19 protein-coding genes and 1 pseudogene are annotated in these 22,223 nt (G+C 64.3%); 5 read left to right on the plus strand and 15 right to left on the minus strand.

What is annotated here, in order from left to right; translation table 11 throughout:
• Positions 1-329 precede the first annotated feature (329 nt).
• On the plus strand, positions 330-872 hold the full coding sequence (locus ACQP1G_RS26010) for a response regulator transcription factor (protein ID WP_433208825.1): 543 nt from the start codon (positions 330-332) through the stop codon (positions 870-872).
• Between the two features lie 125 nt (positions 873-997).
• On the opposite strand, the gene ACQP1G_RS26015 is transcribed toward ACQP1G_RS26010, so the two are convergent.
• From ACQP1G_RS26015 to ACQP1G_RS26025, 3 genes are all read right to left on the minus strand, one after another.
• A complete protein-coding gene (locus tag ACQP1G_RS26015) occupies positions 998-2,335 on the minus strand; it encodes a cytochrome P450 (protein WP_433192184.1) in 1,338 nt (445 codons plus the stop codon).
• Between the two features lie 332 nt (positions 2,336-2,667).
• Complete coding sequence (locus tag ACQP1G_RS26020) at positions 2,668-3,729, minus strand: terpene synthase family protein (protein WP_433192185.1); 1,062 nt, start codon at positions 3,727-3,729, stop codon at positions 2,668-2,670.
• A gap of 903 nt (positions 3,730-4,632) precedes the next feature.
• Positions 4,633-5,313, minus strand: coding sequence for a transposase (locus ACQP1G_RS26025; protein ID WP_433192186.1), 681 nt, complete (start codon positions 5,311-5,313; stop codon positions 4,633-4,635).
• A 95-nt stretch (positions 5,314-5,408) separates the two neighbouring features.
• Between ACQP1G_RS26025 and ACQP1G_RS26030 the strand changes: the two genes are divergently transcribed.
• Both ACQP1G_RS26030 and ACQP1G_RS26035 read left to right on the plus strand, forming a co-directional pair.
• The gene (locus ACQP1G_RS26030; RefSeq protein ID WP_433192187.1) at positions 5,409-5,633 is read left to right on the plus strand and encodes a hypothetical protein; all 225 of its coding nucleotides are present in this window, start codon (positions 5,409-5,411) and stop codon (positions 5,631-5,633) included.
• Positions 5,634-5,876: 243 nt separating this feature from the next.
• Positions 5,877-7,052, plus strand: coding sequence for an IS110 family transposase (locus tag ACQP1G_RS26035; RefSeq protein WP_433192188.1), 1,176 nt, complete (start codon positions 5,877-5,879; stop codon positions 7,050-7,052).
• Here ACQP1G_RS26035 and ACQP1G_RS26040 read toward each other — a convergent pair.
• From ACQP1G_RS26040 to ACQP1G_RS26070, 7 genes are all read right to left on the minus strand, one after another.
• Complete coding sequence (locus tag ACQP1G_RS26040; protein ID WP_433192189.1) at positions 6,937-8,592, minus strand: recombinase family protein; 1,656 nt, start codon at positions 8,590-8,592, stop codon at positions 6,937-6,939. The two genes, ACQP1G_RS26035 and ACQP1G_RS26040, sit on opposite strands and share 116 nt — an antisense overlap.
• A gap of 129 nt (positions 8,593-8,721) precedes the next feature.
• Positions 8,722-9,069 (minus strand): hypothetical protein, encoded by a 348-nt coding sequence (locus ACQP1G_RS26045; RefSeq protein ID WP_433192190.1) that lies wholly within the window; start codon positions 9,067-9,069, stop codon positions 8,722-8,724.
• Between the two features lie 77 nt (positions 9,070-9,146).
• Complete coding sequence (locus ACQP1G_RS26050; RefSeq protein WP_433192191.1) at positions 9,147-9,560, minus strand: reverse transcriptase/maturase family protein; 414 nt, start codon at positions 9,558-9,560, stop codon at positions 9,147-9,149.
• 90 nt (positions 9,561-9,650) lie between these two features.
• Positions 9,651-11,804, minus strand: a complete 2,154-nt coding sequence (locus ACQP1G_RS26055) for a recombinase family protein (protein WP_433192192.1) — start codon at positions 11,802-11,804, stop codon at positions 9,651-9,653.
• Between the two features lie 3 nt (positions 11,805-11,807).
• On the minus strand, positions 11,808-12,158 hold the full coding sequence (locus ACQP1G_RS26060; RefSeq protein WP_433192193.1) for a DUF6788 family protein: 351 nt from the start codon (positions 12,156-12,158) through the stop codon (positions 11,808-11,810).
• 32 nt (positions 12,159-12,190) lie between these two features.
• The gene (locus tag ACQP1G_RS26065; RefSeq protein ID WP_433192194.1) at positions 12,191-12,433 is read right to left on the minus strand and encodes a DUF5372 family protein; all 243 of its coding nucleotides are present in this window, start codon (positions 12,431-12,433) and stop codon (positions 12,191-12,193) included.
• Positions 12,434-12,539: 106 nt separating this feature from the next.
• Positions 12,540-12,875 carry a reverse transcriptase N-terminal domain-containing protein gene (locus ACQP1G_RS26070; protein WP_433192195.1) on the minus strand — a complete coding sequence of 112 codons (336 nt, stop codon included), beginning with the start codon at positions 12,873-12,875 and terminating at the stop codon, positions 12,540-12,542.
• Between the two features lie 2,139 nt (positions 12,876-15,014).
• Here ACQP1G_RS26070 and ACQP1G_RS26075 point away from each other — a divergent pair.
• The gene (locus tag ACQP1G_RS26075) at positions 15,015-15,440 is read left to right on the plus strand and encodes a transposase (RefSeq protein WP_433192196.1); all 426 of its coding nucleotides are present in this window, start codon (positions 15,015-15,017) and stop codon (positions 15,438-15,440) included.
• 21 nt (positions 15,441-15,461) lie between these two features.
• On the opposite strand, the gene ACQP1G_RS26080 is transcribed toward ACQP1G_RS26075, so the two are convergent.
• From ACQP1G_RS26080 to ACQP1G_RS26090, 3 genes are read right to left on the minus strand one after another with little or no spacing between them, the layout of a single operon-like run.
• Positions 15,462-16,454, minus strand: a complete 993-nt coding sequence (locus ACQP1G_RS26080; RefSeq protein ID WP_433192197.1) for a tyrosine-type recombinase/integrase — start codon at positions 16,452-16,454, stop codon at positions 15,462-15,464.
• Positions 16,451-17,371, minus strand: a complete 921-nt coding sequence (locus ACQP1G_RS26085) for a tyrosine-type recombinase/integrase (RefSeq protein WP_433192198.1) — start codon at positions 17,369-17,371, stop codon at positions 16,451-16,453. The genes ACQP1G_RS26080 and ACQP1G_RS26085 overlap by 4 nt, the downstream gene beginning before the upstream one ends.
• Positions 17,368-18,600 carry a tyrosine-type recombinase/integrase gene (locus tag ACQP1G_RS26090; protein ID WP_433192199.1) on the minus strand — a complete coding sequence of 411 codons (1,233 nt, stop codon included), beginning with the start codon at positions 18,598-18,600 and terminating at the stop codon, positions 17,368-17,370. Before ACQP1G_RS26090 ends, ACQP1G_RS26085 begins: the two co-directional genes overlap by 4 nt.
• A gap of 153 nt (positions 18,601-18,753) precedes the next feature.
• On the opposite strand from ACQP1G_RS26090, the gene ACQP1G_RS26095 reads away from it, so the two are divergent.
• On the plus strand, positions 18,754-19,611 hold the full coding sequence (locus ACQP1G_RS26095) for an IS701 family transposase (protein ID WP_433192200.1): 858 nt from the start codon (positions 18,754-18,756) through the stop codon (positions 19,609-19,611).
• An 886-nt stretch (positions 19,612-20,497) separates the two neighbouring features.
• Here ACQP1G_RS26095 and ACQP1G_RS26100 read toward each other — a convergent pair.
• Entirely contained in the window at positions 20,498-20,686 is a 189-nt protein-coding gene (locus tag ACQP1G_RS26100; protein WP_433192201.1) for a hypothetical protein, read from the minus strand.
• A 187-nt stretch (positions 20,687-20,873) separates the two neighbouring features.
• Positions 20,874-22,109 (minus strand): annotated as a pseudogene (locus ACQP1G_RS26105) (IS110 family transposase).
• Positions 22,110-22,223 lie beyond the last annotated feature (114 nt).

A 22,223-nucleotide genomic window follows, 5' to 3' on the forward strand; every position in this document is an offset into this window, starting at 1 on the left:
ATGACATGCCATGACACTAAACTGGCGCTGAATGAATTGACATGGGCCGAAGGTGGAGTCCGTAGTCTCGAGATCCGGCGCACTCGATCTTCGTGCAAGGATGCACGTCGAAACGGTGCCGTCGTACGATGGCGCCACAGGTGGGACCCTGGCCGACGGTTCGACAGTGGTGCGGTTTACTACTCGGCGGCATCGCCGCGGCGCCCTGCCTGAGCGACCAGCGGGGCTCGTTCGTGTCAGCAGTGGTAGCCGGCAAGACTGCTGTACCAGCACGAATCGGCGGCGCCCCACTGGCCCGGCATCTGGGCAATCTGATGGATCTGCACCTCATGCGGGAGACCACCGCCACGAAGGCCGCGCTTACAGCACGGCAAGCCGAGGTCGTCACCCTTGTCGCCAGCGGTCTGACCAACCAGGAGATCGCCGGTACGCTCTTCGTAGGCGTCGACACGGTGAAAAAGCACCTCACGCAAGCGCTTGCTGTCACCGGTTGTCAGAACCGGACGCAGCTTGCCCTCTACTGGATGTCGGGGGCGCAGGTAAGGGCGCTCGGTGCCGAGGTCTTCCGCGATTCGCAAGGGTATCGCTGCACACGCGAAGGGCTGGCTGCACGCGCAGGCGTGCACGGTTACAGCGCGTCCGTTGCGGGCGAACCGGTCTTGCCGCATTGCGGGCGACGGAGCATAGTCAGTCCACCCCAGCGGAACACGCCGCTCTACCCCTGTGAACTGCCAATCACCGACTCCGCCGACCTCGGTGGCTCAACGCTGCCCCGATGGTTGAGGTCCTTCTTGGTCAACAAGCGAGACAGACCACGGTCAGGTTCCGGGACTCGGGCGGACGGTCGTGCTGGTTTCTTCTCCCCAAAGTAGGTAACCCCGCGCGACCAGGGGAAAGAAATGATGCCTCGTTGCATAGCCCTGTCATACCTACGGCGTCTCTCCCGGGGCGGGTCAGTTGGACTTCGTCTGCAAACCATGATTCTTTTGCGCAGAAATCACAGGAGCCCGGACTTGGTGGGATGCCGTGCAACTGCCTTCATGAGCAGACCTTTCGGGTGAGTGCTGGCAGCGAGGGCCGGGCGGACGACGGTACCAGGGATAGGTCTGAGTTCCCAGCGCGCGATGATTGTCGCGAGCGCGAGTGTGGCTTCCATCGTGGCGAAGTGTTCGCCTATGCATCTGCGTGCGCCGTGGCCGAAGGGGATGTAGGCGCCGCGAGGTAGGTTGCTCGCGTGCCCGGGCAGCCAGCGGTCCACATCGAACCGGTCGGGCTGGTGATAGAGGTCGGATCGGTGGTGGATGATGTGCGGGCTGTAGAGGAGCGTGGTTCCGGCCGACAGGTTGTGGCCGCCGAGTTCGGTGTCGCTGGTGACCTTGCGGGTGATCACCCATGCGGGCGGGTGCAATCGCAGGGATTCGGTAATAACACGTGCGGTGAGGTCGAGGTCGGTGAGGTGGTCGTAACCGGCGGGTGCTCCGCCGAGCACCATTTGGACTTCGGCATGGAGGCGGTGCTCAACGTCGGGATGTTTGGCCAGCAGGTGCAGCGCCCACGCGAGAGTGGATGCCGTGGTCTCGTATCCGGCTACAAAGAGCATCGCGATCTCGTTAGCGAGGTCAGCGGTACTGATCTCGGCTGCGACAAGTGCAGAGATCAAGCTGCCCTGGTCCCCATCGCCGGGGTGCCGATCCGCAGTGATGTCGTGGACGATGCGGCGAACCTGGGCCTTCGCGGCGCGGTAGTGGCGGTTGGCAGGGAGGGGCAATCGACGCCAGGCCGCTGGCATCACGGTTTGTGTGACCGAGCCGTCGATGATTGTGGTTAGAGCGTTGACCATCCGCTCCAGATGGTGAGCCGGTAGGGAGGCGCCGAATATCGTGTCAGCTATGACGGCAGCAGTAAGTTTTCTTGTCGCGGACCAGACATCCACGATCTGGTCGTTGCGCCAGGATCTCGTGAAGTTATCAATGTGGCTGGTCATGGTGTCTGCGTAGCCGACGAGGCGATCCCGGTGAAACGCGGGTTGGGCTCGTCGCCGTCGGACACGGTGCAGGTCGTGGGGACAAGTTGCGAGGTTCTGCCCAAAAAGTTCACAGCCCAGTTCAAATAGAGGGCCTGCCTTGTCGAAGGTGCGATCGTGTAGCAGAACTTCGCGGGTCAGTTCCGCCGCGCACACGACGACAATCTCGGACGGACCAAAAAAGATTCGGACGAGGTCTCCATATTTATGCAGGTCGGCGAACAGCCCGAATGGGTCGCGCAGCATGCGCGTGAGGTGGCCGAACAACGGGAGAGCTCCCGGGGCGGCAGGAATCGACTGCAGAGTGCCCATATGCTTTTTCCTCACGATACATGTCTATGCTGTGCTAACGCCCAAAGGGAGGAATCCCGACGTTCATCGGGATATATTGTTGACGCACCAACCCAAGAGACGGCGGCGGATTTCGACGAAACGGCCTTCGCCACCGGGCTGGTGGCTTCGGGGCCGGTCGGCCCCGAAACGTCTCGTCCGGGTGCCGACCCCCGGTTCGAACTGAGCTGATACGCAGTGGTTGTGGATGGTGACGAGACCGGGCTCCGGCTACGGATGGTTGGTAGCCTGCACAACGACCATCCGGGAATGTGCAGACCCGGCAGACGCCGCGATGAGCGGTATGGAGATCCCTACGCTGCGGGTGCATCCCACCACCAAGCCACTGATGGCACGGGGAGACACTCGTCGGTAGCGTGACGGGGCCTTTCTGATGTAGGCGCCGGCTGTGCAGGTGCGCCGGCCACGGTATATCGCGCCGCGATTGGCGTGAATGCGACCACTCCCGCGATTAGCAGTGAGAGCGCATCGGCATAGCGGCCCATGCGTGGGCTATGTTCATCATGTACGCGATCTCGCAGCGTCAAGAAAACCGCTAGAATACGGTCCCGCATTTCTGTGGCGACCTGCGGGGCATCGAATCGGGAGCAGTATCGGTTCGCATGCAACACCGTTGAAAGCGACAGGTCGTAGACACCTGCGACTTGCTCCTTCTTCCTCGACAGCTTCTCGTTATCGATCAACACGACCATCAATGCGGACGCCGTCAATGCTCGCCCCAGCGGTGAACCCATTTCGTCGTGCGGCACTTCTTCCATTAGTGAGAGTTCGACCATGCTGGCGACCGCCCCTGCGGCACCACTGGCATAACGGAATGGAAAGTAATCATTGACGGTCGGAACAATCGATGCCGTCTGAAGCATGGATTCCTGAATCCAACCAAGCATGAGGTCTCTGAACCCGTTGAACAACCGGGTCAAGGCAGAGCGAGGAGCGAGCGCAGAAAAACCACGCGCGACATCGGAGAATGCACATACATAGGGCCCATCTTCAGCCGTAACGGCCCCGGGAACTTCGAGGATATTTACCAGTCGGCTCGTCATCCCGATGAACGACTCGAGCGCGTGGACGGACCTTCCAGACTGCTCCTGCTCGTCATCGAGCGCAAAACCCAGCGACATATAGCGTGTCAAAGTCTCGGCATATGCTCCGGTCGCAAGCGGCATCGTGTAGGCGGTACCCCACGCACCGGCGGTGGCCTGCCAGTCGGCCGCTTTCCAAGTTGGGCAGACTCTCCTGGCGAGCAACCATTCCGATGTGCTCTCCACCAACCCGATCGTGTCCTGGTTGGCCTTCGGCGTGAATGGACACCAAATGGGCGAAGGATCTCGAATAAATTCCTCATCGGACACCACGACGGGCACCCTCTTACAAGTAGCAGGCGACATTTTTGATATACCTGCAGAGGCGGTCGTCCATCCAACGAATTGGTGGCGCCGTCCGCAACGTCAGACAATACTGTTCCCGTGTCACAACAAACCTTTCACCCCATAGATTTACGGACCCGACCGTGTCCCCTGCCTCTCGCTGCCGCAGGTCCATGGAGACTAAGTTCGACCAGCACTGCAGCGCGTTCACGACACGCTTCCCCCTCCGTACGGCCCGTCGATGCCTCCACGAGCTGACTCACGGGGCCGCATGACTTTTGCTTCCTCTTTCCTCAACGAGGCTGCCAACGCGCGAAAGACAGATACCTTCTTTCCGCGGTGGCCGCAGAGCGTGGCTGTCGCGACAGGTGTCGCATGATCCCTAAACAGTATCCGCGAATGATAAGCACGAAGTTACGGCGTTGGTAGTGCATCAGAACATGGCCTGAAGGTGGAATCGTTCATCGCGGAACGTGCCAGCGGCGCACCGGGCCAAGTCGTTCATAAGGCTATCAAAGCAAGCAACCTACCAACTTGCCCTCGTTCAACCTCACCGAAAGCGACCTCGTCCGCCTCAAACCTGGCCCGCCGATGGTGCCGACATCCGTGCCGCCGATATCGCGGCTCAACCCCGCTTCCGGATTTGACTTGGCTTCATGCCTCCTCTTACGCAATCCAGCGGCTGGCCCGCGCCCCGAATGTCCGCCCATCGAAGACGGGCGCAGAGAGATCGGCGTGGCGGAGCACAGCCTCGAACTGGATCGAGAGGCGCTACGCGCTGCGGCGTCGAAGGTGACCTCGATCGTAATCCGGGAACCCACCGAGTTTCAATGATCGTGTCAAGCCGCAGCGCTGATCGGGGTTGGCGCCTCTATCGTGAAGGTGCGGTTGTCACATACGAGTCCCCAGATGACGTCGATCAGGCGGCCAGCGCGATGAGTGCTTGGAGTGGGCCTTGCCCTCGGCTCGTTTCTTCCGGCAGAAGGCGCGGGAGGGCCGTCGGCGCGGCGAATGCTCGACACCGCAGCCATGTAGAAGACTTTGCGCATACCGCGGTGGTATCGCTTGGGGCGTGCAGGTTTCCCTTGATCTTGCCGGAGTCGCGGGCACCGGGGCCAGCCCAGCGTAGGCGGCCAGTCGTCCCGCGCTGCGGAAGACGGTGCGCAGGTCGTCGTCGGCGTCGGCGAGCAGTTGTGCCCCCAGGATGGAGCCGAGCCCGTCCACGCTGGTGATGGCCCCGGCGTGGGGATGCTCGCCGAATCGTTCGGTGACTTGTTTGTCGAGGTCTTTGATCTCGCGGTCGAGATCGAGCAGTTGACGTGCCAGCCGCGCGATCAGGGGCGCGGTGACCGGGCAAGGCGATGGCCTGCTCGGCGGCAGCGGCCAGGCCTTGTCGGTCATGATGGCGATGCCTTTGGCCCAGGCACCCTGTTCGAGAAGGTGGATTCGCACGTCATCCCGCCCGGCTGCGCGCAGGTCCGCAGGGGTCTGGAATCCGGTGAGCAGGATCAAGGCTGAGCGGGTGGAATAGTCGAAGGCGCATTCCAGTGCTCGGAAGATCGAGGCCAGCATCTCGCGCAGCTGGTTGGCCCGCGCACCCAGTCCGTCATCACGTCTCGCGGCGCGCGACGAGCACCCGCCGGTCGGTCACGATATGATCGGGGCTGGTGACCGGTGTCAAATCCGGCCGTGCGTGCGCCCCTGTTGTTCCGCACCCGCTACCACGCGACCAGAAGGAACGCGGGATCGGCGACGAGATTGAACAGATCATCGAACCTGCGATGAAGATCATCACCGGCCCAACGGTGCAGCTTGGTTTGGATCCCCAGTACCCGACGCTCCGCCCATGCGAGCTCGAACGCCAGCTCGTCGGTATTCACCGACAATCCTAATCAGTTGTGGGAGTGCGCTATCGGGGCAAACTCCTTGCGGTAGCCGACCGGCGGGTGAGCACTAGGACATCCTGGACCTCGAGTCCTACTGGAAGATCGTGCCCCTGTCGGTGGGCCGGGAGAGTCGATCGCTGCTGGGATGTCGTGCCCGCTCGTAAAGGGCGTGAGCACTGTTTGATTAGGTCGCTGATGGTTCTCCTGCCGGCTACTCGACAAGTGATCGGCATCGAGCACGGAGGACCGTTGAGACTGTTCGTAGGAGATGACTGGGCCGAGGACCATCACGATGTGGAGGTGATAGACAGCTCGGGGCGCGGTCTGGCCAAAGCTCGCCTGCCCGAAGGGGTGACCGGGATGGCGAGATTGCACTCGATCATCGAGGTGCTGGTCGGGATCGAAACCGATCGAGGCCCGTGGGTGGGGGCGCTGGTCGCCGCCGGATACACAGTGTTGGCCGTGAACCCGTTGCAGGCAGCAAGGTTTCGTGACCGATTGGGGGTCTCCGGAGACAAGAGCGACGCCGGCGACGCCCACGTGCTGGCCGATATGGTCCGCACCCATGCACACGAATTACGCACCGTTGCAGGCGATTCCGCCCGCGCCGAGGCGGTGAAGGTTGTGTCCCGCATGCACAAGACGATGATCTGGGAGCGCACTCGCCACCTTCAGCGGTTACGTCACGCACTGCGCGACTACTTTCCCGCCGCACTGGCCGCTTTCGCGGATCTGGACGCCGCGGACACCGTGGAACTGCTCGCCAAGGCACCCACCCCGTCCAAGGCCGCCCGGCTGACCATCACGCAGATCAGTGCCGCCCTCAAGCGAGCGCGCCGCCACAACATCGCCGACAAAGCCGCCGCCATCCAGGCTGCGCTGCGTAGTCAACAGCTCGGCCAGCCCGAGGTCGTGACGGAAGCCTATGCCGCGTCGGTCCAGGCGCTGCTGGCGGTCCTGACTGTCCTCAATACCCAGATCAAAACCCTCCAAGGGCAGGTCGAGGATCATTTTGGAAAGCACCCGGCTGCTGAGATCATCTTGTCCCAGCCAGGATTGGGGCCGATCCTCGGTGCCCGGGTGCTCGCAGAATTCGGAGACGACCCCCACCGTTACGCCACCTCCAAAGCCCGCAAAAACTACGCCGGCACCTCCCCTATCACCCGCGCGTCCGGCAAGAAGAAGCTGGTTCTGACCCGGTTCGTGCATAACGACCGGCTCATCGACGCCCTGGCCACCCAGGCGTTCGCTTCATTGTTATGGTCGCCGGGCGCCCGCGCCTACTACGACCGCCAACGCGCCCGCGGCGTCAGCCACTACGCCCCCAACGCAGTTGGCAATGTTCGCCCTCCTGGTCGGTTTCGCCAGTTGAGGGAGTGCCGTCGCCGGTGCGTTCGCGGATGGGGATGCGGTGGCGGATGGTGATCTTCTCGGGTCCGATGAGGACGTCTTTGACCAGCAGTTTCAGCACGCGGCGGCGTTCGTCGACGGTGGCGGTTTCGGCGTTGGTGTTGAGCTGGGTGAGGAATCCTTGCAGGTCGGCGGCGAGTGCGAGGTAGGCGTGGCGGTCGGCGAGTTGGGTGTCGAGTGCGTCGATCTGGTTGCGTAGGTTGACTTCCCGGGCGCGCAGGTCTGGCATGCGGGAGCGCAGCTCGTCGATGGTGATCAGTTGTTCGCCGAACGCTTCGATCATCGCGGCGATGCCGGAACGTGCCTTGGCGAGCGCGGTGTCGAGTCGTTTGCGTTGCGCGACAACGGGATCAGATGTCTTGGCGGTCTCGAGTCGTTTGTCGACCTCGGTGCGGATCAGCTGTGGATCGGCCAGCAGGGCGGTGATGTGGTCCCAGACGACGGTGTCGAGGTAGTCCGCGCGGACCGGTTTGTTGGCACAGACCCTGCCGTTTTCGTAGCGCCAGTCGTCCGAGCCCAGGCACCGGTAGTAGTAGATCTTCTTGTTCGTGGTGCGCGTCGAGGTCCGGTAGTAGCCGTATCCGCAGCCCGCGCAGGCGGCCATCCCTTGCAGCAGCAAGGGTTGTTTGCTGTTGCGGGTGGAGAAGCGTTTGTTGTCGACCAGCCTTTGTGCGACCCGCTCGAACGTCTCGGCGGTGACGATCGCCGGCACCGGGATCTCTATCCACTCCTGCCGCGGGCGGTCCACGGTCTTCGACGCCTTCGGCACCGACCGCCCCTGCAACCGGGCCACCCGATTGAGAGCTGGGGATTCGTGCACCACCATGGTCTTTCCGAACACCGCGCGCCCAGCGTAGGCAGGGTTGCGCAGCATGCCCCAGATCACCGACCGATCCCAGCGAGCTTTGCCGGTGCGGGTCGGGACACCTTGCTCGGTGAGCCAGCGGGCAAGGTCGGCGATGGTCGCGCCGTCGTCGGCGTAGCGGCGGAACAGCTCCGCGACCAGGACTGCCTCGTGCTCGACAACCTCGTAAACCGCGCCGCTGTGGTCGGTTTTGCGTAGATAGCGGTAGCCGAATGGGGCACCGCAGAGCACATTCACCGACCCACTCTTGGCGCGGTGGGTCTTGCCGCGCCGATAACGCTCCATGATCTGGGCCTTCTCGTATTCGGCGAACATGCCCTGGAACTGCACCAACAACTGGTCCTCCGGGGAATCACCGCGCGGGCCGTTGACGAACTCGACTTTCGTTCCGGCCCTTGTGAATTCCTCGATCAGCAACGCCTGGTAGGCGAACTTGCGGGCCAACCGGTCCGGGGAGTAGCACAACACCACATCGACACCGATCCCGGCAACCACGTCACGCAGCCGCTCCAGCGCCGGCCGCACCAGGGTGGCGCCGGAGTGCCCGTCGTCGGCGAACACCCATTCCTCAGGCACCTCGAGCCCGAGGTGTTCGGCGTGCGCTCGCAGCGCCGCGATCTGCGAGCCGATCGTTTCGTTCTTCTTCTGCCGGGCCGAGGACACCCGGGCGTAGATCACCGCGCTGCTCACGTGGTGGCAGTCCTTCCTGAGCCCGCGTGATGCGGGCCCGTCGTTGCGGAACCAATATCTCGTAGGCCACCGACACATCCGTGGCCGCGTGCCGATCGAACACGAACTCCGTCTCGACCCGCCGCTCGTTCACCGGCCCCCGGGCCTTGTCCGGCCCCGCACCAGGAACTCCATCAGCGCTTGCGCTACCACGGCGGAGAGCGTGCTGCCGGAGTCTCGTGCGTGTTCACGCGCCCGAATCGCCAGTGCCGCAGGCAGTTTGAGTTTGATACTGAATACCACCGTGGATTCCGTAACTGGCATCGGTCCGCCGGCGACGGCGCGATCCACATAGCGGCGGGCTTGCCGCAGCGAACACCCGAACCGATCCGCCAGCCCGAGCACAGCATCGGCCACCGGCACGCCGGCATCCACCAACTCCGCCGCCGTGTTGACACGACAAGCGAATTCAGCAGCGTCGCAACGACTTCCAGCCACGACACAAACCTACTACCGAACATGTCACACCGTCCCCGGAACCCGACGCGGCCGTTCCAGCCGCCGATAGCTCAGCGTCACGTCGAAACAGAAGTTGCCAACTGCGTTGGGGGCGTAGCGAGCCCGCCTTGGGGCGTGCCCTCCTCGGTCGGCACGAACCTGCCGCGATCGAGCACTCCCGCCTTCAACCAGCCCGCCACCAGTCCCCGGGCAGGGAACGTGGCCAGTTGAGTGAGCAGGTGGTCGTGATCGATGCGGTCGAACGCTGCTTTCAGGTCCGCGTCCAACACCCACACGCGTTGCGGATTCTTACCTTTCAACGTGAGGTAGATGGCCGAGATCGCGTCCTGACAACCACGGCCGGGCCGGAAGCCATACGACTTCGGTTCGAACCGTGCCTCCCACTCGGGTTCCAGCGCGTTGACCACCCGCGCTTGGAGCACCCGGTCGGCAATCACCGGGACGGAGGTTTCATACTGCCCCTTCTGCAATCGCGTGTTGGGATCTTCCGGTTGGTGTGGCGTGGTGGAGCAACTCGGGTGAGGACATCATGCCTGTGGGCACCGACAAGCAGTTCTTGCTCAGGTGCGGATGCGCGGTTTGGTGTGGCGAGCCGCGGGGTTGAGGTGCCCGGATTCGGCTATGCGGCAGCGGCTTTCGGATTCGACGCTGTCGGTCCAGGGGATGCAGAGCCTGTTGCCTGGGCCGCGGCGGGCGGGCAGCTTGCCGGCCTTGATCCAGTCGTAGATCAACCCTGCGTTGCAGTTCAGACGCTGCGCGGCGTCGGCGACGCTGATCTCGCCGGCGGTGAAGGGCGTCGGGGCGGGGACGTGGTAGGCATGGCGGATCCATTGAACAGCCTTGACGTCGAATCTTTGGCCGTGCCCGGTGGTGAGACCGGCGGCGTTGAGCAGATCGGCCAGCTCATCGGTGGGCGTGGTCGGGCCGAGGCGGGTCACCATTTCGACCGCCGCCGATCCGCTGCGCTTGGCCGTTCCTGGATGGACGGGGCGGGCAACCCGCAGTTCCTCGGTCGCGCCGGTGTGCCAGCGGATCCCTATCCGCGCCATGGCCCGATCGCTCTCGGGCAGCAGGGTGATATCGGCGATCAGGGTGCGCAGCAGTCGTTTCCGGTTCTTGTTGCTGGTGGTTTCGGCGAGCCAGAGTCGGGGCAGGTCTGCGGTCAGCGCCTCGATGTCGGCGCGGCTGGGCAGTGGCGGCAGCTGTTGCAGCGCCGCCTCGACAGCCTGCTCGGCTTCGGCGAGAGCGGCGAGCTTGGCTTCCCAGCGTGTTTCCAATGTTGCTGCCACCAAACGGTTTTCCGGGTCGACAGCCGCGAAGGCGCGTTCGGCGCGTTGCGCTTCGTAGCGGGCGCGTTCGACAGCAAGCTCAGCGGCGCGGCTGACACGGTGACGCCGGTCGGCGACCTCGTCGGCAGCGGCCAACGCCAAGGCGACCTCGGTGGGATCCAGCGCGGCCAGCAGTCTGTCGGCGACTGCTGCGTCGAGGGTGGCCGCAGCGACTGAGCGACAGGTGGGGGTGGTCAAATGGTCTGCGCGGCTGGTGCATTCGTAGGTAGGCCGCTGGTTGTTGCGGTAATTGGTGGCCATCCGGGCTCCGCAGGACCCGCAGCCGATGATGCCCTGACACAACGCGGAGCCCTCGCGCGGGGGCCGGGCGCCGGTCGTGGTGCGGTTGGCGGCCAGCTTGGCCTCGTTGGCCAGATAATCGTCCCAACCGATGTAGCCGTCGTGGTGGTCGTTGATCAGCACCTCCCATTTCGCGCGGGGCCGCTCGACAGTTCCGCTGTGAACGACACCGTCAGGATCGACACTTCGCCGAGATGCGAAGCGGCCGTGGACATATGCGCCCGCGTAGCAAGGGTTGCGCAGCACCCCCAGCACCCGGGCGTGGGTCAGGCGACCCCATCGCAGCTGCCCCGCCCAGACCCCGCCATAGGCGCGCAGCGGGAACCGCCGGTCGGCGAAGGCCGCGACCACGCCGTAGGCCGAACCGCACGCGGCGAACGCCGCGAACAGGTCACCGATCGCGGCCTGGACCTCGGCATCGGGGTCGACGGTCACCTCGCCGCACTCGTCGTGGACGTAACCGACCGGCAGCGGTGTGCGCAGCTCGCCCCGCGCGGCCGCGGCCTTCTTGCTGGCTTGAAGTCGCTGCGCCATCACGTGCAGCTCCACCTCGCCCATTGTGGACTTCATCCCGAGCAGCATCCGGTCGTTGACATCGCCGGGATCGTAGATGCCGTCGGCATCGATCAGCAGCGTCTCGGTGATCGCGGCGAACTCCATCAGCCGGGCCACCTCCGCGTTCGAGCGGGCCAGCCGGGAGATCTCGATCCCGAAGATCGCCCCCACCTCCCCGGAGCAGACCCTGCTCACGAGCTCGGTGAAACCTGCCCGGACCACACCGAACCGGCCCGAAACTCCCAGGTCGGTGTCGATCACCACGACGTCGCGGCGCGCCCACCCCAGCCGCACGGCCTCCTCCACCAGACCGTACTGGCGTGTCGTGGACTCGGTGTCTCGCGGACCTGGGCCATCGACGACTGACGCAGATAGATCACCGCCAACCGCTCCCGATGCGCCCCGGTGATCTTCGTTTCGACGTTCATCACTGCAGTTCTCCAGCGCCGAGATCGCCATACTGGCCAGCACCGCAACAACTTCGGTGCGCGCAGCCCCGATCAACACGACGCTCGGCGCGTGCGCGGTCATCGGCTATCCCAGCTCTCGTCGGGTCAGCAGTTCGGTGTTGATCGCCGAGATTCCCGACAGCACTTCGGCGACCTCCTCGCCTCGGGTCAGGCGCGTCCGCACCGCCGCGACCAGGTTCGACGGCACGTATTTCGAACGACCCCGCCCGGCGGTTTTCGGGGTGAAGTAGACATACGGGCCGTGCCCCGCGCCTTCGGCGCAGCCGCACCCCGGTTTGCCGCATCGGCGTGTCTGCTCCATCAGCGATCCGATCAGCATCTGCTCGACATCGCCCAGCCGCGCCGCCAACCGACGCCGCCGAGCCAGCAGCGCCTTGGTCGTCACACCCGAGAGATCGTTCTTGTGTGCTGTCATCACACAAGATTTGGCGTGAAAGGCCATGGCAATCAACAACCCTCGATTGCGCGTGTCACCTCGGCCAACGCCGCCAGGCCCTCGACCGAGAGCCGACGCGGCAGCGGCGGGTCACCACGATCGGTCCACGCCGTCGGCAGGGTCGTCGTGGCCCGATCGCCGACTCCACCCACACACACGAACACCAGGTCCGCGCCGCGGCGCTTGACGAACAAGACCTCGAGCCGCTGCCCGTTCAGCGGATGGAACGGGCGGGTGACGACAACGAAACCCAAATCTTCACTGGACGATGCGGCACTATGCCGTGACCGTCGGGATTCCGAGCGGGCGCTGCTTCCCGCCTGCCTTTGGGATGAACACCCGCTTGACCGCCCGAGGCGTCTACGACGACGAGCAATACTGCGCCCAGTCGGCCAACTCGACCTTCTCCTGAGCCAACAGCACCACCCGACCGTCCACCCCGGGCGTCTTGCGACCAGCGTTGATCTCTGTCACCCGCCGCACGCTCAGCAGCGTGTTCGCACGGGATCGGAGCATCAGCTTCTGCAGATTGCGGACCTTCTTGAGGTCGCCCGCCTGCGTTGCCGTGAAGATTCTCTGCCTCAGACGCCGTACTTCGCCCTCGACGGTCCGCCAGTCGATCGACTGCCAATCGAGGAGGTTGCCCTCCGGTCCGTTCACCACGGTGTCGTCGACCGCCGCGGCTGTCTCGATCATGGTGTCCAACTTGCCCTTCGGTTCCGTTGTCGTTGTCGTCGTCTCTTCACAGGCTCACCTGGCCCACGTCAGCGCCCTTTCGGGTCCAGGCAATGCCCGTATCCGGCCGGTTATGCGAGACGGTCGGTGGAGGAGCCGACCACGAATGTCTCGTTTTCCCACTGCCTTTCGGCCGCCGGCATTGGCTTCTTGGGCCATCCTGCGTCCGCTGGAGAATCGGGCCTTCCTCACGGTCGGCTTGCCGACGACGCGTGCGCCGCCGGACTCCAACGGGGTTGTCACGTTCCACACGAGTGAGATGCGGCCGGGTCGGGTGCCCCCTATACCCCGAGGACAGCGGTGTTCTCCCGACCGGCTTCGAGTCTTCCGGTCGGCGCCTGCGCTTTTCAGCGACCAGTCCTTGACCCCGCTGCAGCGACCCATCTGCGGGGATTCCGATGACGAGGCATCATCAGGGGTTCACGGTTGTTCACCCTGTCGGCCTTCCCCGTGACTTGTAGCTCCCGGATGGAACGGGAGCCCTCGAGCCTTTCGACCTGAGCTTCGCACCCCACCGTTACCGGCAGCGCACGTCAGGCCCGGGGACAGATCCACGAACACTGATCCGTAACTACACCTTCGGCATCCGCCGACCTCCTTCGATGAAGCTCACTCAACTCGTGCGACCTCGTGTCGCACCGCGTGCTCGGACTACTACAGGGCCTCCGCCTGCCCGGCACCTTCGGCCGACGACGGACCTATCCCACGTCGCGGATGGATTCCGCAGCGCGGGAACGGTTTCCAGGCAGTTCCCGTGTTCACCAGAAATCGATCGATCGGATTGGCACCCAGCTTTGCTCCGGCAGCATCGCCACGACTACGCCGCAGTTCTTCATCGTGGCCTCCCCACCTGCACGCTCAGCCGGCTTTCGGAATCGACAACCATGAAACCGAAATCGGTTGCCGTGCACTGCATCCCGGCCCATATCCACCAGATTTGAGCCGGTGCCTCGCTTACGAAGCTTTACCACTGGTTCCTGTCGTATGCCGTCCGATCTCGCTCGCCGGACCCGGCCCGTCTGACAGTTCCGAACCGTTCCGGCTACAGCAGCGCTGCTTCCCGCCCTCCCCGGCGTCTCCCGGGTCGGACTGCGCTTCGCTCCTACCAGGCTGCTGCGACAGCCCGGCGAGAAGGTCTCTCACCTCCCTCGATTCCTGGCGCCTCACGGCGCACCAGCGCCTCACGGCGCAAACGAAAATTGGGACAGATCCAGTTTTCACGTTCCGCCGACAAACTCCACCATCGTGCCGTGTCTGTGATGTCGGAATCGTCTTAGCGTTAAGTCCCCGGGGTCGGTGCCGAGGACCGGCAGCCAATGGTTGCCTCCCGGTCTTGCTACCGATGCCTCCCTACGGAACTGGCCACCATGCTGAATTGGTTCCAGTTTCAATGGCAAGCGCTGGTGCCGATCACATCGGGATCGGACACTGGCTATCGAGAGGATGATCAGTATGCCGAGGTCGATCCCGCCGCTGCCGTCAACATATGCTGATGGCAGAACACGACGGATGAGGGTACCAACGCAGTGCCCACCGTGCTCTCAGAATCCGACTGACTGGGACTTGGAAGTGGGCTCGAATCTCGTGTGGCAACAATCTGCACAGATATGTCAAGAATGTCCCCTACTTGCCGGTTGCGCGGAGTTAGCCGAACACATGAGCCGTAACGGCCAACCTCCCCGGGGCATGATCTGGGCAGGTGTCGGTTACGACCCGCGTGGTCACCCTATTACTGACCTCGATCTCTACCGGCCTGTTGATGAAAGGAAGCGCATCCTACGGGTTGTTCGCATCCGACGGTCGAAGAACTCACTGAAGGCAGTGTTCAATTAGCTGCATGTCGAGGTGCACGGAGGGCCCCTTCGGCTGCGCCGCAGGTGTGTCTGGTCGCGGTATGGACTTCACCGGTCAGTCAGGGGGCGAGACATGTGTCCAGTGAGTGCAGGTCAGCGTCGACAACGCTCAGATTCTCTATGCCAACCAAGCTGCAATGCTGTTGTCTCGTCAAGCAACGTTCGACAGGACATTCGGGCAGATGTTAACACGACAGTTGTATTTCGTTGTGCTGCATGGTGGTTCGCTTTGTTGTAGTTTGTTGACGTGCTGGATGATGTTGTCGCTGAGGATGTTTCGGCGTGGCGAGTGGGTTTCGATGAGGCGTTCTCGCGGGTGGCGGGGGTGTTCGGGCGGGTGGAACCGCGACGGTGGGCGCGGGCGTATGTGACGGGGTTGCTGGCGCCGGTGGAGCGCAAGAACTCTTGGCAGTTGTCCAAGGCCGCAGGTGTGGTCGAGCCGGACGGGTTGCAGCATTTCCTGAATCGGTCGCGGTGGAGTGCCGACGAGTTGCGTGATCGAGTCAGGGCCTATGCGGCCGAGTCGCTGGCTTGCCCGGACGGTGTCCTGGTCCCGGACGAGACCGGGTTCTTGAAGAAGGGCACGAAATGCCGATATCGGCATTTCACGCCTTATGACGAGCTGGCGGTAATGCCGACGAGGGATGCAATGCCGCAGGCAGGCGTTGCCTGACTGCGGCATTGGGTTGAGCGGTCAGAGTTGGTCGAGGAATGCCAGTAGGGTGTCGGGGGCTTGGTAGCGGTCCGGGGTCGTGGTGGGTGTAGCGGTTCGGGCGAGGGCTTTTTCTTTGATGGCCATGTCGGCGTGCAGGTAGATGCGGGTGGTGGTCGGGCTCTCGTGGCCGAGCCAGAGGGCGATGACGGTGATGTCGACGCCGGAATGCAGAAGCTCCATCGCAGCGGAGTGCCGCAGGGTGTGCGGGGTTATCTTCTTGTCCTGCAACGTGATACATGTTTTCGCTGCTGTGGCGGTGTGCTTTTTGATCAGTTGTTCGACCGCGTCGTGTGACAACGTGGCGCCGGTGCGGGTGCAGAACAGCGGGGCGGTGCCGGCTGCTGGTCGGCGGTGGTCGAGCCAGCTGGTGAGAATCTGTTTGGTGTGAGTGGTGAGCGGGGTGCACCGGTCTTTGCGGCCTTTGCCCCGGCAGTAGACGTGCGCTCCGGTCCCGAGGTGGACATCCTCGATGGTGAGGCCGATGATTTCGGAGACCCGCAGCCCGGTCTGGGCATCGAGGACGAGCAGGGCGTGGTCGCGACGTCCGTGCCAGGTGGAGCGGTCGGGAGCGGCGAGCAGGGCGTCGAGTTCGGCGCGGGACAAGAAGTTCACGATGGTCGTGGTGGTGCGTTTGGTTTGGATGGCCAGTACCCGACTGATCAGGTTCGCGTGCTCGGGAGAGTGGAGGCTGGCGTAGCGGAACAGCGAGTGGATGGCCGCCAGGCGGGTGTTTCGGCTGCTGATGGTGTTGTGTCGCACCGTTTCCAGATGCTGGAGAAACTCGGCGATCACGGTGGCGTCGAGATCGGTGAGATCCAGGTCGGTGGGCAGCGTGCCGGTGCGGGAATGCAGGTAGCCCAGCAGCAGTTTGAAGGTGTCGCGGTAAGAGGCGATCGTGTGCGGGCTGACGCCTTGCTGGGTCATCAGCCGGTCGGTGAAGAACGCCTCCAGGATCGGGGCCAGCGCGGTCATGATGTCCTCCGATGGTGTTCGAGCCGCTCGGCGGCCAGAGCGAGTAGTTCCGGTGTTGCTTGCAGATACCAGTAGGTCGCTTCCGGCCCGCCGGAGTGGCCCAGATAGGTCGACAGGATCGGCATGCGCGCGGCGACGTCGGCGCCGGACCGATACCAGTCGATGAGCGTGTTGACCGCGAAAGAATGCCGCAGGTCATGGATTCTGGGACGACGCCGTCCAGGCGGTGTTGGGATCTCGGCCAGGACAAGGAGTTTGGCGAAAGTGTGCTGCAGGCTGCTGGGCTGCGGCCGGTGTCCGCGGGTGGTGAGGAAGAAGCTGGCCGAACCGGTTGCCGGGCAGAGCCGGTCGCGGCGTTCGGCGTAACGACCCAGCATCTGGGTGGTGCTAGGGTGCAACGGAATCAACCGCGTGTGCTGGTTCTTGCCGACCACGGTGAGTATTCCGGCGTCCAGATCGACGTCGCCGCGGTCGAGCGCGAGTGTCTCACCCAGCCGCAATCCGCTCGCGGCAATCAGACTGATCACCGCGTGGCAGGTAGCCGCCGGCATCGGTGCGGCGATGGTCTGCGCCGCGTGCACCAGCGCTGAGATCTCCTGCTCGGTATAGATATACGGTGTCGGCCGGTGCGTGGGGCCCGCCAATAGGTCAGCAGGTGGGACCTGGCAATCGGGGTCGAGCGTGTGCAGGTGACGGGCGAAGCCTCGCACCACGCCCAGCCTGCGGCACCAGTGCGCCGGTGCCGCGTTCCTCGGTTCGATCGCCCAGGCCAGCGCCGCTGACACGGTGATGGTGGGCTGTCCGGCTGCGTCGAGCCGGTCGGCGAAGTCCAGCAGCATCCGGCCCTCGGCGCGGAGCTGGTAGCCCAGTGCGCGGCGCATCGCCAGATAAGCTTCGACCTGGGTCCGGATGCTCATCGGGGGGCTCCCTGCGGGCAAGGCCGGGCCAGCTCGGCCAGCCGGGCCTGGTCGACCTTGGCGTAGATCGCCGTGGTGCGTTCCTGGGCGTGGCGCAGCAGTTGCCCGATCTCGGCCATCGACGCTCCGGCATCGAGAAGACCACATGCCACCGCATGCCGGATCCGGTGTGGCCCGAACCGGGCGACGTCGGCACGAGTGCAAGCGCGGGCCAGCACCTGAGTGACCGACGAGGTCGCCAGCGCGGTGAACGGCGCGACCATGGTCACGAACACCGTGGTAGAGATAGTTTTCGGCCGAGCGTGCAGCAGATACTGCGCCCACGCTTCGCCGACATCACCAGGCAGCGGCAGAATATCGACCCGGCTGCCCTTCCCGCGGATCGTCACCTCTCCGGTTCGCCAGCCGACGTCGGCGAGTTCCAGACGCGCCACCTCGCCTCCGCGTAAACCCAGACGCGTCAGCGACAACACGATCGCGTAGTCGCGGCGGCCGACTGCGCTGTCACGGTCGCACGAGGCGAGCACTGCGCGGATCCCCTCGGCCGACGCCGCCTGCGGCACCCCCAACCGACCAGGATGAGCCCGACCGGCCGGGACAGCGTCGACCAACAGGACCGGGACATACCCAGCCACGTGCAGGAAACGCAGCAACGACCGTAACGCCGGCAGCGTCACCATGTCCGGCGGGCGACCCTTCCGGCGTCGCGCCCACTGCATGACATAGCCGGTGACCTGGCCCGACGACAACCCCAGCAACGAATCACATTGCGCCGGAAGCCACGCCAGAAACACCCGGGCGCACCGCAGATAGTGCGTGACCGTCCCTGCCGACAACCCCCGTTCGGACTCCAGATAACGGCGATACTCGCTCAGCAGAACATCCGGCGCAGTAGCCGCGACAGCCGCCGAATATGGTGGGGCAACCCGCAATTCGCGCAGATACCCCAGTATCGGCGTGACCGCGCGAACGGTCACGCCGATGTGCAGGCCCCGAGCGCGACGGTCCCGCAGGAACTCCCCGGCCGCCTCGCTCGTCAGCCCCGCGCCGGTCAGACCGCGGCCGGACAGCCAGTCACTCAGATCTGCGAACAGATGCACGTGATCGACGATCGTGTCCAGGGTATATCCCTGAGCTGCCAGTTCACGTCGTAACCCGTCAGCGAACGGCGCCAGCGGGCCATCCACCGCGATCGAACCCCAGCGCCGTGCTCCGTCTCGAGAGTCCATGGTCGTCTCCTGTCATCGATGGGACTCATCGACAACCAGAGACACCCGAACCGGAACCACCACCACGAAATGCCGCTCAATCAGCCTCAGACAGCGACCTCACAGCCAATCTCCTGGCCGCACTTCGGCATTACCGCCAGCTCGTCATAAGGCGTGAAATCTGCTGGGGTGCAACGCCAGTACTCCGGCACGGCGGGCCGTGTGGAGAACAGCCAGCTGGGCGTGTTCCTTGCTTATGCGGGCCGGTCGGGGCGGGCGTTGATCGATCGGGAACTCTATCTGCCCGAATCCTGGATCAGCGACCGGGACCGCTGCATCGAGGCGGGAATACCTGAAAACCGTTGCAGCCAAGGGGTTATCACGAAGCCACGGCTGGCCGAAGCGATGATCGCCCGGGCCCTGGAAGCCGGAGTGAGCGCCGGCTGGGTCGCGGCGGATTCCGCCTACGGGCGAGACGGGAAGTTCCGGGCCTTCTGCGAGGCTCGCCGTCTCTCGTATGTGGTCGAGGTCCCGGTCAAACAGACCGTGCTCGACCTCGACGGCCGCCGCCGTGTCGACACCCTCATCGGGCGCGCCCCCACCCAGGCATGGCATCGGGTCTCGGCCGGGCCGGGAGTCCGCGGTGAACGCGAATACGACTTCGCCTGGGCCACCCTGCCTTCGTTCGGCGACCTCCCGGCCGGGTTCGTGCGCACCCTGCTCGCCCGCCGATCCCTCGACGACCCGACCGATATCGCCTACTACCTGTGCTTTCACCCCGACACCGTCACGCGGGAACAGATCGTCACCGTCGCCGGAGCCAGGTGGGCAGTCGAGGAATGCTTCCAAGCTGCCAAGGACCAATGCGGACTGGACCACTATCAAGTCCGCAAATGGGATCCCTGGTACCGCCACATCACCCTCGCCACGCTCGCCCACACCTTCCTCGCCGTCACCGCAGCCACCGACCCAAAAGCCCACGCGGGCTGGGCCCGATCACAGTCGCCGACATCCGCCGTCTCCTGGCGATAGTGCTCCACCCAGCCCGCACACTCACCCACGCCCTCGCCGCCACACGATGGCGACGACACCACCAAAACCACGCACGGCAGATCCGATATCAACGAAACCGATTACAACACAACGAAATACAACTGTCGTGCTAGCCGCCGTCGCGGCACTCATCAGCGTTCCTCCCGACATCGTCGATGCATCGATGAAGCAGGGGCCCTTCGCTCACCCCGGGTTATATTGTCCCGCAGGCTCAATCGCTAATATGGGCCCCCTCCGACTCCCTCTCGACCACCCGCCACTTCCCGGGAGCACGGGTTATAGGCGGGACTTGCTTCCCGATCCCCGCAGGACCGGGGCCGAGGAGGGCCTCTCCAGTTCCCGCCGACACCCTTCTGCCCGGTCCACGTCCCCTACGCGGGAGGGTTCCTCGGCGTCTGCTCCAGGTTCCCGGACGCCTTCCATGGCCTTCGCCAAATCCACACAGGCTCGGCACCCTCTCTTTCCCGCACCACGCGGGAGCCTTGACGACGCTGCAGACTTCGCTTCACGCTGCGGACCGGACAGTTGCTCCACCCCGCTTCGACCCCGGCCTCTCAACCGACATCGGGGGCTTCGCTACCGGGGACCCTGGCATCTCCCGGACCGGACTCCCACCGGCTGGCTGCCGCGAGCTTATCGCCCGGTTACGTCACTTCTCCTCCTTCAGAGTCGAGACGCCCAGACTGCTGGACGCACGTGGATCGAGGCTGAGATCGTCGATATCCATACCGGCTCCGTCGGCACTTACGAGTGTGCCCGGGTGCATGCGAAGCTGGCCCGACGCAGGATCGCGGTCGGCCGGAAACCAGTGGAGCGGGTGATGTGCGTGAGGCCGGAGGGTGTCGTCCGGCCCGCTCGTATCGAATTAGCTCGTGATGACTGCGTAGTTGCGATGCTTGCGAAATTCCTCGGCCGCGGCCTGCTTGAGCTCGTTGGCGCGGCGGCAGATGGCGTCGAGCATGCGGAGCAGCGCCAGAGCTTGTCGGCCCATCGTCGCCTCCACCAGCTCGGGCTGCCGCAACTGCGAATGGCTCAAGCCAGTGAAAATCTGCACTGCGAAACCATCAATACCGCGCTGACGGCCCGCGCGCCGCAACGCGCGGCTTGGTCATCAACGCGTTGATGGAAAAATTCTTCTTCACGTTGCGGACCGAGCTGGTCTACCGAGGGCAGGGCAGACTCGCGAGAAAGCCGAGAACGCCCTGTTCTCCTACATCGAGACATCTCACCAACGCAGGATGTCAAGCAGTGGCTGGGCTTTCGGTTGAAGCGAAGGCATGGGCCGGGTCGTAAACCTGACCGACAATCAGGCAATGGTGGAGCTTGCTGAGCATGACATTGAACAGTCGCCGCAGCGCGGCGACGTGTCGGTCGCCGCGGTCACGACGAGCTCGGTAGAGGGCTTCCCAGTCTCTGTTGTGGCGGACGGCGGCCAGTGCCCAGACATATCCGGCGGCCGCGAGGCGATCGTTCTTGGCACGACGGGCGTGCACGAAAGTGCTCTTGCCCGAGGCACGGGTGACTGGTGCTGCGCCGGCGAAGGCTCTCAGTCCTCGGGCATCGGAGAACCGGGCGCGGTCGTCGCCGATTTCGGCGAGGAAGCGGGCACCGAGTTGTGTCCCGAGACCGGGAAAGCTGCTCACGATCCGGGAGTCGAGGTGGGTGTGGTAGGTGGTTTCGATGGCGGTTTCCAGCTCGGTCACCGTGGTGCAGATGGCGTCGAGCTGGCGAACCAGGCCCTGTAGTTGCAGTCCCATCGCACGTTCAACGGGTGCGGGTTGCCGCATCGTAGGCTGATGCAGCAGCAAGTGCAGGCGGTTTGCTTCTTCGGCGATTCCGCGTTGGCGCCCCGCCTTTTTCAGAAGCGATGACAGCCGCCGCGTTGTCAACGACTGGGCGGCCTGCGGGGGCGAGACAGCGGCCAGAATCGTTCGGCAGGCCGCGGAGTCCAGCCGGTGGCGGCCGCCGCGCTCGAACGCCGACAGCGCCGCCGGGAAGAACGCCTTCAGCAGTGTCCGGATCCGGTTGGTGACCTCGTTGCACTCTCAGGCGGCGTCCTGTTGGGAGCGAGTCAGCACCCGCAGGGCTCCCACTTCGACCGAGTCGTTGGGCAACGGCCGGTGGGTGTCGATATCGGTGCGCAAGATGTTGGCGAGCACCCTGGCGTCGAAGGCATCGGATTTGCCGCGGGAGGACCGATAGCGGTCGCGATATCGCGACACCGCAAATGGGTTGATCGCAAACACTTTTCGCCCCACCGACCGCAGAGCTGCCAGCAGCAGGCCGCGGGTGGTCTCGATTGCGATCGGCAACTGATCGTCGACGGGGTCGTGCTCGGACAGCATCCGCAATAGCGTGCTCAAACCCGCAGAGGTATCCGGAATCCGTTCGCTGGCAACGACTTTGCCATCTTGGTCAACGATCGCCACGTCGTGGTGATCCTGTGCCCAGTCGATCCCGCACGCCACTGCCGGCATCCATACACTCCCTGTCCTTGGTCCGGTTGATCCACGCAGCGAGGCATGGCGCCCTAATGGACAGTGCTCTGCGGCACGACATCTCACGAGCCATTCCGCCCCGCTACCGACGGC

It is taken from the genome of Nocardia sp. CA-107356 (assembly GCF_050946365.1).
GTDB lineage: Bacteria > Actinomycetota > Actinomycetes > Mycobacteriales > Mycobacteriaceae > Nocardia.